Below are 14,085 nucleotides of genomic sequence, written 5' to 3' on the forward strand. Positions count from 1 at the left end.
GCGGTGCTGGTCAGCGCGCGTTCCTTCGAGGAGTACCGGGCCATGTTCGCGCTCACCGGGCGGGACCTCGGCCGCCGGATCCTGGACTGCCCCGGCGGGGCGGCGGGCTTCGTGGCCGGGGCGGGGCACCGGGGCACGGACGCGGTGGCCGTCGACCCGGAGTACGCGGACGGCCCGGAGCGGCTCGGCGGGCTGGCGCTGCGGGAGGTCCGGTACAAGCAGGCGGAGTTGACGCGGGACGCCCCGGCGTACGACTGGACGTGGTTCGGGGGCCCCGGGCGGTACCTCCGGCTGCGGACCGGGGCGGCCCGCGCGTTCGTCCGGGACGCCGCCGCCCGGCCGGAGCGGTACGTCGCGGGGTCGCTGCCCCGGCTGCCGTTCCCCGACCGGTCGTTCGACCTGGTGCTCAGCTCCCATCTGCTGTTCTCGTACGGGGCGCGGCTGGACGAGGAGTTCCACCGCCGCGCCCTGCTCGGTCTGGTGCGGGTGGCCCGGTGGCAGGTGCGGCTCTTCCCGGTGGTGCCGCACACCGGCGGGGCGCGGTACGGCCCGCTGGACCGGCTGCGGGCGGAGTTGGCCGGGCTCGGCGTCCCGAGCGCGCTGGAGCGGGTGGAGTACGCGTTCCTGCCCGGCGCGAGCGAGATGCTGGTGCTGTCGTGCGCGGGGTACCGGGCGCCGTCCGCCGGGGCCGCCGCGTCCGGCGCCGGGCCGGGGGCGGACCCCCGGGCGGGGGTGGTGGACCCGGTGCGGTGGCGGCACCGGGAGGACGGCGGGGCGGGGCGGACGGGGACGGACAGGGACGGGTGGGCGGGAACAGACAAGGACGGGTGGGCGGGGACGGACAAGGACGGACGGGCGGGAACAGGCGCAGACGGGCTGGCGGGAGCGGACGGGGCCGGGCACGCCCCCACCGGCTGAGGAACCGTCACATCTCCTCGTCGTCGATGAACGGCGTGCCCTGGTGGAAGAAGAGCCGCCAGCCCCCTTCGGTCCGCCGCCACAGCGAACTGCGGTGTGCCAGGCGGCCGTTGTTGTCGGTGTCGAAGGTGAGGTGGACCAAGTCCGGGGCGAGCCGGGTGCCCCGCATCCGGGAGGTGGTGATCGGACGGACCCCGCCGCCGGGCCGGTCCGCGAGGGCCGCGATGATCGACGCCCGGTCCCAGAGCCGCCCGGAGGCGCCGATCTCGGTGAACTCCGGGTGCAGCAGTTCGCCGACCAGCTCCGGTGACGGTCTGACCTCGGGGTCCAGCAGCCGCAGTTCGCCCTGGACCGCGGCCTCGACGGCGGCGTCCGGCCCGGCCGGGGACGGGGACGGGGCGCCGGACGAGTCGCCCGGCAGGGGGCCGGAGGGGACGCCGGACGGATCGCCGGACGGGGCGCCGGTCATCGGGTCAGCTCCACGAGGCGGGTGACGGTGTTCCAGTTGCGGGTGGTGGCGATGACGCCCTTCCAGAGCGCGGGACGGGCGAGGACGGCGCCCAGCGCCGACCGGCCGAGCCCCTCGGGCGCGTACAGGTAGAGCGCCCGGTCGCCGGTCCGGAACTCCTCCGGGCGGAACGCCTCCGCGTCGATCCCGGCGAACCGTTCCGTCCCGGGGTCCTGGGAGAGGTAGGTGACGTGGAGCTGGCGGCCCTCGATCCCGTCCACCGGGAAGGGGCAGTCGGCCACCACCGCCCGGAGGTAGGCGTGGTCGCGGACCAGGACGTCCACGGGGAAGCCGAAGCGGTCGGCGAGGGCGCCGGCGAGGTCCGCCGCGAGGCCGTCCGTGGTGGCGCCCTCCGGGTCGGGCACGGTGAACACCGCGTTGCCGCTCTGGAGGTGGGTCCGCACGTCCCGGTGACCGAGGCCCTCGATCACCTCGCGCAGGTCCGCCATCGGGACCTTCCGGTGGCCTCCCACGTTGACCCCCCGCAGGAGTGCCGCATAGGTCGTCATACGGGCCACCCTAGGCCGTGACCGCTGCCGGGCCGGACTCATCCCGGCCTTCGGCCCACGGTGGCGCCCATCCTCCGGCGGCGATTCCACCCCTCTCCAACTTAGGCTACCCTCACCCAAAGAAGACAGCCTGTCTGTTAAAGGAGGCGGTATGGCCCTGACCGACACCACGGCCCCCCACCAGGAGAGCGGCGGACCGCCTCCCGACGAGGCCCCGCCGCCCCGCCCGGCCTCCGACGCCGGTTCCGGCGCCGGGGACCGCGAGCGGGCGCGCGCCGTCCTGAGGGAACTGCTCGCGCCGGTCCGGGTGCCGACCCTGATCGGCATGGGGCTCCAGGTGATCGGCTCGGCCGCCGCGGTCGTCCCCTTCATCGCCCTCGCCGAGCTGGCCCGGACCCTGCTGGCCGCCGGGCCCACCGACGAGGACGCGGTGCGCCGGGCCGTGCTGATCGCCCTGCTCGGCCTCACCGTCCGGGGGGTCTTCGGAGCCACCGCCCTGGCCGTCACCCACTTCGCCGACGTCCGGCTCCAGGCGTCCCTGCGCCGCCGGATCGTGGACCGGCTGGGGCGGGTGCCGCTCGGCTGGTTCGACGCCAACTCCTCGGGCACCGTCCGCAAGGCGGCCCAGAGCGACGTGCACGACCTGCACCACCTGGTCGCCCACAGCGCGGTCGAGTCCGTGGGCGCGGCCACCGTCCCGGTCGCCGGGTTCGGCTACCTCCTGTGGCTGGACTGGCGGCTGGCCCTGCTCGCGGTCGTCACCCTGCCCGTGTACCTCGGCGCGTACGCGTTCATGATGCGGGACTTCGGCCCGCAGATGGCCGCGATGGACGCGGGCGTGGCCGCGGTCAACCGCAGCATCGTCGAGTTCGTCCAGGGCATCGCCGTGGTCAAGGCGTTCGGCCGCACCGGCCGGGCCCACGCGAGCTACCGCGAGGCGGCCACCCGCTTCGGCCGCGACTACAGCGACTGGGTGCGTCCGATGCTCAAGCTGGAGGCGGTGGCCTCGATGGCGGTCTCACCGCCGGTCGTCCTGCTGGTCACCCTGGGCGGCGGCGTCTGGTTCGTCTCCCAGGGCTGGGTGACGCCCGTCGACGCCCTGGCCACCTCCCTGGTCGCCATGATCCTCCCCAGCGCGCTGCACACCCTGGGGTTCAGCGCCCAGGCCAAGCGCGAGGCGGCCGCCGCCGCGCTGCGGATCGACGCCGTCCTCTCGGTGCCCGTGCTGCCCGAACCGGAGACCCCCCGGCTCCCCCAGGGCCACGAGGTCGCCCTGGAGGACGTGTCGTTCAGCTACGACGGCACCCGGCAGGTCCTGGACGGGGTGAGCCTGCGGCTCGCGCCCGGCACCCTGACGGCGCTCGTCGGCCCGTCCGGCGCCGGGAAGTCCACCCTCGCCGCCCTGGTCACCCGCTTCCACGACGTGACGGGCGGCCGGGTGACCGTGGGCGGCGTGGACGTCCGCGAGCTGAGCACCGCCGCGCTCTACCGCACCGTCGGCTTCGTCCTCCAGGACGTCCGGCTGGTGCGCGGCACCGTCCGCGACAACATCCGCCTCGGCAAGCCCGGGGCCGACGACGCGGAGGTACGGGCCGCCGCCGAGGCGGCACGGGTGCACGAGCGGATCCTCGCCCTCCCCGACGGCTACGACACGGTCGTCGGCGAGGGACTGGCCCTCTCCGGCGGCGAGGCGCAGCGGGTCTCCATCGCCCGCGCGCTCCTCGCCGACACCCCCGTCCTGGTCCTCGACGAGGCCACCGCCTTCGCCGACCCGTCCTCGGAGGCCGAGATCCAGGACGCCATCGCCCCGCTGATCGCCGGACGGACCGTCCTGGTGATCGCGCACCGGCTCTCCACCGTCACCACCGCCGACACCATCGCCGTCCTGGACGGCGGGCGCCTGGTGGAGCGGGGCACCCACACCGAACTGCTGGCCGCCGACGGCCGCTACGCCCGGCTGTGGGCGACCCACGAAGGGACCGGCTCATGATCCGCGACCTGGCGGCCGTCCTCGGCCCCGAGCACCGTCCCACCCTGGTCCGCTATCTGGGGACCCTCGTCCTCAACGGGGTGGCGCAGGGCGCCGCCGTCGCCTTCCTCGTCCCGGTGCTGGGCAAGCTGCTGACCGGGGACACGGACGGCGCCCTGGCGTGGTTCCCCTGGATGGGCGGGGCGGTCGTCCTCTCGCTGCTCACCCACTACGCCCAGGCCATGCTGGGCTTCCGGCTCGCCCTGGTGATCCTGACGACGCTCCACCACCGGCTGGGCGACCACGCGGTGACCCTGCCGCTCGGCTGGTTCGACGGCACCGCGGTGGGACGGCTCAGCCGGATCGGCACCAAGTCCGTGCTGTCCATCTCGGGGAGCTGCGCCCATCTGCTCCAGCCGCTGGTCACCGGGGTGCTCGCCCCGGCGACCGTGGTCGTGGTGATGTTCTGGCACGACTGGCGGCTCGGTCTCGCCGTGCTCGTGTGCTCCCCGCTGATCCTGCTGTCCGCCCGGCTCTCCGTCCGTCTGATGTCCCGCGCGGACGAGGAGAACGACCGGGCCGGGGTGGAGGCCGCCAACCGGGTGCTGGAGTTCGCCCGTGACCAGACCGTCCTGCGGGCCTACGGGCGCACCACCGAGGGCTACCGACCGCTGGAGGAGGCCCTGGAGAGCCAGCGGGCCGCCGCCCGGCGGCAGGTCCTGCTCTCCATCCCCGGCACGCTGCTCAGCGGTTTCGCCGTCCAGCTCTGCTTCTCCGCCCTGATCGGCGTGGGCGCGCTGCTGGCGCTCGGGGACCGTGTCGACCCGGTGGAACTCGTCGCCCTGCTCGCCCTGGTGGCGCGCTTCACCGGGCCGCTCACCGAGGTGGGCGAGTTCGCCGGGGTGCTGCGGATGGCCGGGAACGATCTGCGCCGGGTGCGCGAGGTCCTGGACGAGCCGCCGCTGCCCACCCCTGCGGACTCCGCCCCGGTCCGCGTCCCGGGCGAGGTCGAACTGTCCGGGGTGCGCTTCGGGTACGGGGACGGGCCGGACGTCCTCGACGGCGTCGGCTTCACCGTGCCGCCCCGCACCATGACCGCCCTGGTGGGCGCCTCCGGCTCCGGGAAGACCACCGTGACCCGGCTCATCGCCCGGTTCTCCGACGTCCGCGAGGGCACCGTCCGGGTCGGCGGCACCGACGTGCGGGACCAGCGCACCGAGGACCTGATGGCCCAGCTGGCCCTGGTCTTCCAGGACGTCCACCTCTTCGACGACACCCTGATCGGCAACATCCGGATCGGCCGCCCCGACGCCACCGACGAGGAGGTCCGCCACGCGGCCCGGCTCGCCGGGGTGGACGAGATCGTCGCCCGGCTCCCCGACGGCTGGACGGCCCGGGTCGGCGAGGGCGGCCGGGCGCTGTCCGGCGGGGAGCGCCAGCGGGTCTCGGTCGCCCGGGCCCTGCTGAAGAACGCGCCCGTGGTGCTGCTGGACGAGGCCACGGCCGCGCTCGACCCGGAGAACGAGGCGGCGGTGCAACGCGCCCTGGAGGAACTGCGCGCGAACAGCACCCTGCTGGTCATCGCCCATAGGCTGAGCACCGTGATGACAGCGGACCAGATCGTGGTGCTCCACGAAGGACGGGTGGCCGAGCGCGGCACCCATACGGATCTCCTCGCCCTCGACGGGCACTACGCGCGGTTCTGGCACCAGCGCAGCCGGGCCGCGGGATGGCGGATCACCACGGCCCGCTCATGACGGACGCCGCCGACCGCGACGCGGAAGCGGGTACGGGGGAACCGGGTCCCGGCGCGGCCGGGGTCCGGCGCTCCGGAACGGGCCGGGCCGCCGGCCGGGCGGCATCGCCCGGCCGGCGGCCCGGCCGCTCCCGGTCGCTCACCACCCGGGCCGTCGCCGAGGCCGCCCTCGCCGAGGGCCTCGCGGACTTCAGCATGCCCGGCGTCGCCGCCCGCCTCGGGGTGAGCCACTCCACGCTCTACCGCTACGTCCAGGACCGCGACGACCTGGTGCGCACCGCGATGGGGCTGGCCGTGGAGGGCTCCCGCTGGCCGGAGACCGAACTGCCCTGGCGGGAGCTGCTGAAGGAGTTCGCCGACCGGATCTGGGAGCTGTGCGACGCCCATCCGGGGTTCGCCCAGGCCGTGCTGACCACACCCGGCAGCCCCCCGGCCATCGTGGAGCGCCTGGTCCGCTACGCCCGGAACCTGGTCGCGGCCGGGCTGACCGACCGCGAGGCCGTCGTCTCGGTGGACTTCGTCGGCGAACTCGTCGTCACCTCCTGGGTCGCGATGCGCCACCTCGACCGGGAGACCGGCGCCGGGAACGGCCGCACCGTACGGGAGGAGTACCGCGACAGCTGGTCGACCACCGCCCCGTTCGCGGCCGAGTTCACCGCCCACGCCACCTGGCACGGCCGCGGCTGGTTCACCGACAAGCTCGACATCTATCTGGACGGCCTCGCCCACCGCATCGCCGCGCGCGCGGCCGCCGCCGACCGCCCGGACGGCGAGGACGGTTGAGCCCGCGCGGCGGACGGCCGCTACTCCCGCCAGGTGCCGTCGCGCATGATGACCCTGCCGCGCAGTTCCGGTTCGCCGCGCCAGGCGCGCACGGTCCCCGGCACCACGCGCACGTACAGGAAGGGACCCTCCTCCGCACGCGGGTCCCATCCGAACTTGGCGGCGAACGCCTCCGCCGCCTCGTCGGGCACCTCCCGGTCCGGGAAGCACTCCGCCTCGCCCTGGAGGAGCACGACGTCGAAGGTGTCGGGCAGCGCCAGGCGCACGCGCGGCTCCTCGCGGACGTTGCGCGCGGTCACGGACGTGGCGCTGGTGCACAGCCACACCGCGCGCCCGTCCCACAGGAACCACAGCGGGACCTGGTGCGGCCCGCGATCGGGGTGCGCCGTCGACACCCACACGTCCCGCTCGGCGACGAGCCGTTCCAGAGTGTCCCGTCTGCGCTCCGCCGTCCGACGGCGAACGATCTCCGTGGTCCGCATGGGTGCCGACCCTAGCCAGCGGACCCGTCGCGCGCATGGGGCGGGGGACCTACGCCCGGCGACCGAGGGCTCCTCGGTCGCCGGGCCCGGGGGGGGCGGCCGCCCGGGTACCGGCCGTGGTCCCGCCAGGACGCCCCGGCCGTGGTCCGCCGGTCGGGCACACGGAGGGGACGGCGCTAGCAACCCGCCTGGGCACCGCTGTTCACATACGTGTCGACGCCGACCGAGTAACCGGCCCCGGTGGTGAGGTCGGGGCGCTTGCCGTGGCCGTCCTCCGCGAGGCGCTCGGCGGTGAGGAAGCCGACCCACAGGGCCATGCCCTCCCTGGTGAAGCACAGCCCGCCGGGCGGGGCGTCGGGGGCCTTGGTCCAGCCGTCCCGTGCCGCCGCCTTCCGGTAGTGCGCCGTCACCTCGGCCCGGGTGCCGGGGAAGGCGTAGGTCCGTTCGGCGTGCACCACGACGTCGCCGCTGTCGGCCCAGCAACCGGCGTCCACCTCCTCGAAGCCCCGGGGGACGGTGGCCCCGTCGGGCCGGGAGTCGAGGATGCCGAGCGCGGCCAGCTCCTTCACCCGGCCGTCGGTCCCCTCGCAGTCCGCGGCCAGGTCCATCAACGAGCAGCCGGTGAGCGTCACGCCGACGAGCGCGGTCGCCAGGAGCAGGGGTATCGGGCGGGTGGTACCTGTCCGCAAGGGCACAGCGGTCTCCAGGGTGCGAGCGGGGGAAGAGGGGCCGCCGGAAAGGGGAGCCGTCGGGCGTCGGCCCCGGGGCGGGCACGGCCCCGTTCTACCAGCGGCCGTGGGCCCCGCGCCTGACACGGCGTCACGCTCGACGACACCTCCTAGGGGAGACGCGGACCCTCTCAGGGTCGCTCCGGGCCGTACGGGGCACGGTGCGCGCCGTTCAGGGACCCCGGGCGCCCCCGAGAGGCGGCCCCGGCCGCCCCTGAGGAACCTCGGGGTACGAGTCCTCCCCGGTGCCTACCCGGGCGCCCTCCTTATCGGCGGGCGGTACGACGGCAACCCCCTTCCGGCGGACGTAACTTCGTGGGGTCAGGCGGCGCGGCGCACGGCCCCCGCCACGGCCGAGGGGGCACATCCCGTCATGGGACACAGAGACGCACGCGTACGGGGCTTCGCCGCCCGGGCCGGGGGGTGGAGCGCCCGGCACCGGTGGGCCGCCGTCGGGATCTGGGTGCTGTTCGTGGTCCTGTCGATGGCCGCCGGGTCGGCGATGGGCCGGGTGGACGTGTCGTCCGGTGACCAGTTGAAGGGCGAGACCAGCCAGGCGGCCCGGATCATCGAGGACGCGGGCGTCGCGGAACCGGCCGGGGAGTCGGTCCTCGTCCAGACGGAGGAGGCGGGCGGCAAGGCCACCGACGCGGGCTTCCGCGCCGCCGTCGCCCAGGTGATGAAGGCCGTGGAGGCCACCGGCGAGGTCACCGCCGTCACCTCCCCGTACGACACGGGCAGCGTCTCCGGGGACGGCCGCACCGCGCTGGTCCAGTTCGAGATGAAGGGCGACGGCGACACCGCGAGCGAGCGGGTGGAGCCGGTCCTCGACGCGGTGGCCAAGGTCCAGGAGGACCACGACGCGCTGCGGATCGAGCAGATCGGCGGCGCCAGCATGGGCAAGACCTTCGACGACGCCTTCGGGGAGGACTTCAAGCAGGCCGAGTACTCGGCGGTGCCGGTGGCCCTCGGCATCCTGCTGATCGCGTTCGGCGCAGTGGTCGCCGCGCTGCTGCCGGTGATCCTCGCGATCACCGCCATCATGGCGACCATGGGGCTGATGGGCGTGGTCAGCCACCTCCAGCCGATGAGCGACACCGCCAACTCCGTGATGCTGCTGGTGGGTCTGGCGGTCGGCGTCGACTACTGCCTGTTCTATCTGCGGCGGGAGCGCGAGGAGCGCGCGGCGGGCCGGGACGCCGCCACGGCGCTGCGGATCGCGGCGGCCACCAGCGGTCGGGCCGTGATCGTCTCCGGGGTGACGGTGTGCGTGGCCATGGCGGGCATGATGTTCACCGGGCTGGCGGACTTCCAGGCGATGGGCCTCGCCTCACTGATGGCCGTGGCGGTCGCGATGGTCGGTTCGGTGACGGTGCTGCCCGCGCTGCTGTCGCTGCTCGGCAAGCGCGTGGAGACCGGACGGCTCCCGTTCCTCCACCCGGACCGGCGCCGTCGGCGCGGGGGCGGGAGCAATGCGGCGCGGGACGGGTCCCGGATCTGGAAGTCGGTGCTGAAGGTCGTCCTGGCGCGGCCCGGACTGTCCCTGGCCCTGGCGGGCGGCGTCCTGCTGGCGGTCGCGGCCCCCGCGCTGGGGATGCGTACCCAGGAACTCACCCTGAACCAGGAGTTCGGCTCCTCGGTGCCGATCGTCGCCACCTACGACCGGCTGAACGAGGCGTTCCCCGGGGGCTCCGACCCGGCCACGGTCGTCGTCCGGGCGAAGGACGTCGACTCCCCCCGGGTGAAGGCGGCGCTCGCCGACTTCCGTGAGCGGGTGGTGAGTTCGGGCGCCTCGCGCGGGCCCGTCGACGTCAAGGTGCACGCGGAGGAGAACGTGGCCCTGGTGTCCGTGCCGCTGGTCGGCGGCTCCGACCTGGACCGGGCGGAGAAGAGCCTCGCCCTGATCCGGGACGAGGTACGGCCCGCGACGCTGGGCGCGGTGGACGGAGTGGAGGCGCCGGTCACCGGTCAGGTCGCCGGTTCGAAGGACTTCAACGACCAGATGACGGGCGCCGTCGTCCCGGTCTTCGCCTTCGTGGTGGTGTTCGCCTTCCTGCTGATGCTGCTGTGCTTCCGCTCGCTGACCGTCGCCGTCACCTCGATCGTCCTCAACCTGCTGTCGGTGGGCGCGGCGTACGGCATCCTCGTCGCCGTCTTCCAGCACGGCTGGGGCGCCTCGCTGGTCGGCGCGGAGGGCGTGGGCGCGATCGTCACCTGGCTGCCGCTGTTCCTCTTCGTGATCCTGTTCGGGCTGTCGATGGACTACCACGTGTTCGTGGTGTCCCGGATCCGTGAGGCGCGGACCCGTGGCTACGCCACCCGGGACGCCATCACCCACGGGGTCGTCACCACGGCGGGGGTGGTGACCAGCGCGGCGGTCATCATGGTGGCGGTGTTCGCGATCTTCGCCACGCTGTCGATGCAGTCGATGAAGCAGATGGGCGTGGGCCTGGCGGCGGCCGTGCTGATCGACGCGACCGTCATCCGCGGGGTGCTGCTGCCCGCGGTGATGGCCCTGCTCGGGGAGGCCAACTGGTACTTCCCCCGGTGGCTCCGCTGGCTGCCGGACCTGTCGCACGACGAGACGCCCGAGCCGGTCCCGGCGGTGACCGCCGGGGCGCGGCAGACCGAAACGGCGGAGGTCACCGGGAACGGCACCCGGATCGGGGTCTAGGACCCGGCGCGCCCGGGACGGTGGACGTCCCGGGAGGACGCGGTGCCCAGGGGCGGTCGGTGCCCGAGGGGCGGGGCGCGGTGCCCCGGGGCGGTCCGTGCCCAGGGGCGGGACGCGGTGGTGGAGCGGGCCTCAGGGGCCGCCCCGCCATCGCGCCCGGCCCGTCCCGGGTCCGCACGGACCGGAAGCGGACCCGGGACGCTGTGCGCCCCCGGAGGCGGCCGGTGTCAGGAGGGTGGAAACGCGGTGGTGGGACGGGCCCCAGGGCCACTCCACCACCGCGTTCCGCCCGTCCCGGGTCCATGTGGGGTCCGGGACGGGACCGGAGCGGACCCGGGCCGGATCAGGGACGGGCCCGGGCCGGATCAGGGACGGGCCGGTGCGGGCCGCGCGCGGGGCGGGGCCCGGGGCGGGGGCGGTGCGTCAGCGGCGCGGGCGGAGCGCCTCGGGGAGTTCCGCCTCGATCAGGTCGGCGGCACGCGGGGTGCCGCCCTCGGCGGCCGTCTCCCGCTGGACCTCCGCCAGCCGCCGCGCGACCTCCGGGTCGTCCGTGACCCCGAGGACGGCCGCGCGCAGGGACTCGGCGGTCACGTCCCCGGTGTGCAGCACCCGGGCCACGCCGAGCGCCTGGAGGGTGTCCGCGTTGGTGAACTGGTCGACGGCCTGCGGGACGGCGACCATCGGGGTGGCCGTCGCCAGGCCCTCCTGGCTGCCGCCCGCTCCCGCGTGGGTGACGAAGGCGTCGGCCTGCCGCAGGACCGCCAGTTGGGGCACCCAGGAGTGGACCTCGACGTTGGCGGGCAGCTCCCCGAGGTCCGCCGGATCGGTGAACCTCCCGATCTGGAGGACCACGTGCCAGCCGGGCAGGTCCCCGAACGCCTCGGCACAGGCCCGGTAGAAGTCCGGCCGGTGGGTGAAGTAGGAGCCCAGCGACACCAGCAGCACCTTCTCCGCGCCGGGCGGACGCCGCCAGGCGCCCTCCTCGGCACGCTCGCCATGGCAGGCGCCGACGAAGGAGAACCGGGTCTCGTCGACCCGGTCGGCCTGGGGCTGGAGGGCCCGGGGGACGAGGACGATCCCCCGGTCGGGCCGGATGACGAAGTGCTCCGGCGTCACGTCCACGCCGTGCTCGGTGAGCCAGGCGACGGTCTCCTCGTAGAACGCCTTGCCCCGCGGGGTCTGCTTCAGCGGCTCGGCGACGGGCCGGAGGAGTTCCTCCTCGATCCCCTCCCAGGCCACCACGCTGGGCGACAGCTGGACCGCCGGGACGCCCCAGCGGCGGGCCAGGACCCGCCCGGCGAAGGCACCCGCGTCGTACAGCACGAGGTCGGGTTCGTCCCCTTCGTACGCGGCCAGGTGCTGGGGCAGCGCCTGGCGGGCGTCCGCGAAGAACGGCCCGATGTTGTCTATCAGATCGCCGTCCTCGAAGGTCCCGGGTGTCTCGTCCAGCGGCAGGACGGAGTCCCACGGACGCGGCTCGGCGCCCGTGGCGGCGACCTTGTCGGCGAAGACGGGCGGGACGGCGTAGGTGACGCGGTGGCCACGGGCCACCAGCTCCCTGATCACGTCGAGGCTCGGGTTCACATGTCCGTGACCGGCGATGGAGAACATGGCGATGTGTGCGGGTCGGGAGGTGGTCATGCCGTCACCGTAGGAAGGGGTCGCTCCCCGGGCCAAGGCGATTCCCCGGGCCTGACGGAAACGCGCCACACTGCCATGCGCGCGTCCGGATGCCCGCCGGACGCCCGTGAACAGGGCTGATGCGACACTTGCGGCGACGATCGCCCCCGCCGGACGGACCGGCGGACCCGGGCGGCGCACCGGACCGGGAGGCTGGCGATGGACGAGGCACGGGCACGGCGGGTGCTGGAGGCGGCGCGGGTGCTGCCGCCGGGCACCGGGGCCGGGCTGCTGGCCCTCGGGGAGAACGCGGTGTTCGCGGCCGACGGCCTGGTGGTGAAGATCGGCCGGGACGCGACCCTGTGGGAACGGGCCCGGCGGGAGGTCGCCGTCGCCGGCTGGCTGGCCGGGGCCGGGGTCCCCGCGGTCCGCGCGGCCCGCCCCGACGCGCTGCTGGTGGACGGCCACCCGGTGACGGTGTGGCACCGGCTGCCCGACGCGGTCCGCCCGGCCCGGGGCGACGACCTCGCGGAGCTGCTGCGCCGGGTGCACGCCCTGCCCGCGCCCGCGCTGGCGCTGCCCCGCCGGGAGCTGCTCGGCGGGGTCGAGCGCTGGCTGCGGCTGGCCGGGGACGCGGTCGACCCCGCCGACGCGGCGTTCCTGAGGGAGCGCCGGGACGGCTTCGCGGAGGCCGCCGCCGCGCTGGTGCCCCGGCTGGAGCCGGGCCCGATCCACGGGGACGCCCTCCTCCGCAACGTCCAGGTGGGGCCGGACGGACCCGTGCTGGTCGATCTGGAGACCTTCTCCCACGATCTGCGGGAACACGACCTGGTGGTGATGGCCCTCTCCCACGACCGCTACGGGCTGCCCGACGAGTCCTACGCCGCCTTCGTCGACGTCTACGGCTGGGACGTGCGGGACTGGGAGGGCTGCGCGGTGCTGCGGGGCGCCCGGGAGACCGCGAGCTGCGCGTGGGTGGCGCAGCACGCGCCGGGCAATCCCCGGGCCCTCGTCGAGTTCCGCCGTCGGGTGGCCTCGCTGCGGGACGGGGACGAGACGGTGCGCTGGTACCCGTTCTGACAGCGGACCGCCGTCCCGCCCGGCGCGCGTCCTGCGGTGCCTTCCCGTCCGGCCCTTCCCGTCCGGCGCGTCCTCCGGCGCCTTCCCGGCGGTGCGGTCCCTCCGGACGGACCCCTCGTCAGCACGGTTCCCGACCGGGCTGATCCCGTCATGGCCGTGCCGTCAGGACACGCCCGGGCGGGGCGCCCGTCCGGGCGCTCCCGGGCGGCCCGTCAGCGAGCCGTCGGGGACCCGTCAGCGGTCCACCGGTCCGCGCGCCGGTTCACCGGCCGGCTGGTCGGCCGGTCCGTGCGCCGGGCGCTGGGCGGGGATCACCGGCCAGGCGGACTCGACCCGGGCGGTGGGGTCGGAGGTGCGCCGCAGGAAGCGTTCCAGGGAGGCGGACTGCTCGGCCGCCGCGCGCACCTGCAGCTCCCTCAGCTCGGCGGGGCGCACCGTGCCCACCGTCGTGTGCTCCTCCCCGATCCGGCGCGCCACCCGGACCGCGGCCACCGCGTCGGAGCGGGCCTCGTGGGCACTGTCCAGCTCCACGCCGTAGTGGGCGCACAGCGCCTGGAGGGTGCGCCGCCCCCTGCGGTAGCGGTCCACGTGCTTGTCCAGGACCAGCGGGTCCAGCACGGGGAACGCCTCGGTGGCGGGGTCCTCGGAGAGCGGCCGTATCCGGTGGCGGCGGCACTCGCGGTCCAGCAGCGAGAGGTCGTAACGGGCGTTCATGACCACCAGCGGGGCGCCGTCGCGCAGTGCCTCGGCGAGGGCCCCGGTGATCTCCGCGACGGCGGTGGCCGCGGGCGCCCCGTGCCGGCGGGCGTGTCCGGTGGTGACCCCGTGGATGGCGGCGGCCTCGTCGGGTATGGCGACCCCGGGGTCGAGCAGCCAGGTGCGCTCGTCCGTCACCCGCCCGTCCGGTCCGAGGGCGACGAGCGCCGCGGTCACGATGCGGTCGGTCTCGACGTCGGTGCCGGTCGTCTCCAGATCGAAGCCGACCAGCCGTTCCCGGTACCAGCTCATGTGGGCCCCCTCCTCGTGGTGCTCTCCCCCGGTGACCTCACCCTCGCACG

Annotated in this window: 12 protein-coding genes; 6 read left to right on the plus strand and 6 right to left on the minus strand. The window is 75.2% G+C overall.

Features of this window, described 5'->3' with window-relative positions; translation table 11 throughout:
• Window positions 1-3: 3 nt before the first annotated feature.
• Window positions 4-918, plus strand: coding sequence for a methyltransferase domain-containing protein (locus ACVWNX_RS06055; protein ID WP_454412836.1), 915 nt, complete (start codon window positions 4-6; stop codon window positions 916-918).
• Window positions 919-925: 7 nt separating this feature from the next.
• Here ACVWNX_RS06055 and ACVWNX_RS06060 read toward each other — a convergent pair whose 3' ends face one another.
• Both ACVWNX_RS06060 and ACVWNX_RS06065 read right to left on the minus strand, forming a co-directional pair.
• Entirely contained in the window at window positions 926-1,387 is a 462-nt protein-coding gene (locus tag ACVWNX_RS06060; RefSeq protein ID WP_454412837.1) for a nuclear transport factor 2 family protein, read from the minus strand.
• Window positions 1,384-1,935: a DUF1697 domain-containing protein gene (locus ACVWNX_RS06065; protein ID WP_454412838.1), complete on the minus strand. Its 552-nt coding sequence runs from the start codon at window positions 1,933-1,935 to the stop codon at window positions 1,384-1,386. The genes ACVWNX_RS06060 and ACVWNX_RS06065 overlap by 4 nt, the downstream gene beginning before the upstream one ends.
• Before the next feature lie 151 nt (window positions 1,936-2,086).
• Here ACVWNX_RS06065 and ACVWNX_RS06070 point away from each other — a divergent pair, with 151 nt between their 5' ends.
• The 3 genes from ACVWNX_RS06070 to ACVWNX_RS06080 are packed head-to-tail and all read left to right on the plus strand — an operon-like array spanning window position 2,087 to window position 6,443.
• Window positions 2,087-3,925 carry an ABC transporter ATP-binding protein gene (locus ACVWNX_RS06070; RefSeq protein ID WP_454412839.1) on the plus strand — a complete coding sequence of 613 codons (1,839 nt, stop codon included), beginning with the start codon at window positions 2,087-2,089 and terminating at the stop codon, window positions 3,923-3,925.
• Window positions 3,922-5,661: an ABC transporter ATP-binding protein gene (locus ACVWNX_RS06075; RefSeq protein WP_454412840.1), complete on the plus strand. Its 1,740-nt coding sequence runs from the start codon at window positions 3,922-3,924 to the stop codon at window positions 5,659-5,661. The genes ACVWNX_RS06070 and ACVWNX_RS06075 overlap by 4 nt, the downstream gene beginning before the upstream one ends.
• A complete protein-coding gene (locus ACVWNX_RS06080; protein ID WP_454412841.1) occupies window positions 5,658-6,443 on the plus strand; it encodes a TetR/AcrR family transcriptional regulator in 786 nt (261 codons plus the stop codon). The genes ACVWNX_RS06075 and ACVWNX_RS06080 overlap by 4 nt, the downstream gene beginning before the upstream one ends.
• Window positions 6,444-6,463: 20 nt before the next feature.
• Here the strand turns inward: ACVWNX_RS06080 and ACVWNX_RS06085 are convergent, their stop codons facing one another.
• Both ACVWNX_RS06085 and ACVWNX_RS06090 read right to left on the minus strand, forming a co-directional pair.
• On the minus strand, window positions 6,464-6,925 hold the full coding sequence (locus tag ACVWNX_RS06085) for a pyridoxamine 5'-phosphate oxidase family protein (RefSeq protein ID WP_454412842.1): 462 nt from the start codon (window positions 6,923-6,925) through the stop codon (window positions 6,464-6,466).
• 176 nt (window positions 6,926-7,101) lie between these two features.
• Complete coding sequence (locus ACVWNX_RS06090; RefSeq protein WP_454412843.1) at window positions 7,102-7,620, minus strand: hypothetical protein; 519 nt, start codon at window positions 7,618-7,620, stop codon at window positions 7,102-7,104.
• Window positions 7,621-8,026: 406 nt separating this feature from the next.
• Here ACVWNX_RS06090 and ACVWNX_RS06095 point away from each other — a divergent pair, with 406 nt between their 5' ends.
• Window positions 8,027-10,327, plus strand: a complete 2,301-nt coding sequence (locus tag ACVWNX_RS06095) for an MMPL family transporter (protein WP_454412844.1) — start codon at window positions 8,027-8,029, stop codon at window positions 10,325-10,327.
• A gap of 423 nt (window positions 10,328-10,750) precedes the next feature.
• On the opposite strand, the gene ACVWNX_RS06100 is transcribed toward ACVWNX_RS06095, so the two are convergent.
• Window positions 10,751-11,968, minus strand: coding sequence for a macrolide family glycosyltransferase (locus ACVWNX_RS06100; protein WP_454412845.1), 1,218 nt, complete (start codon window positions 11,966-11,968; stop codon window positions 10,751-10,753).
• Between the two features lie 198 nt (window positions 11,969-12,166).
• Between ACVWNX_RS06100 and ACVWNX_RS06105 the strand changes: the two genes are divergently transcribed.
• On the plus strand, window positions 12,167-13,027 hold the full coding sequence (locus tag ACVWNX_RS06105; RefSeq protein WP_454412846.1) for a phosphotransferase: 861 nt from the start codon (window positions 12,167-12,169) through the stop codon (window positions 13,025-13,027).
• 234 nt (window positions 13,028-13,261) lie between these two features.
• Here ACVWNX_RS06105 and ACVWNX_RS06110 read toward each other — a convergent pair whose 3' ends face one another.
• Window positions 13,262-14,035 (minus strand): exonuclease domain-containing protein, encoded by a 774-nt coding sequence (locus tag ACVWNX_RS06110; protein WP_454412847.1) that lies wholly within the window; start codon window positions 14,033-14,035, stop codon window positions 13,262-13,264.
• Window positions 14,036-14,085 lie beyond the last annotated feature (50 nt).

Source organism: Streptomyces sp. JNUCC 64 (genome assembly GCF_054484115.1).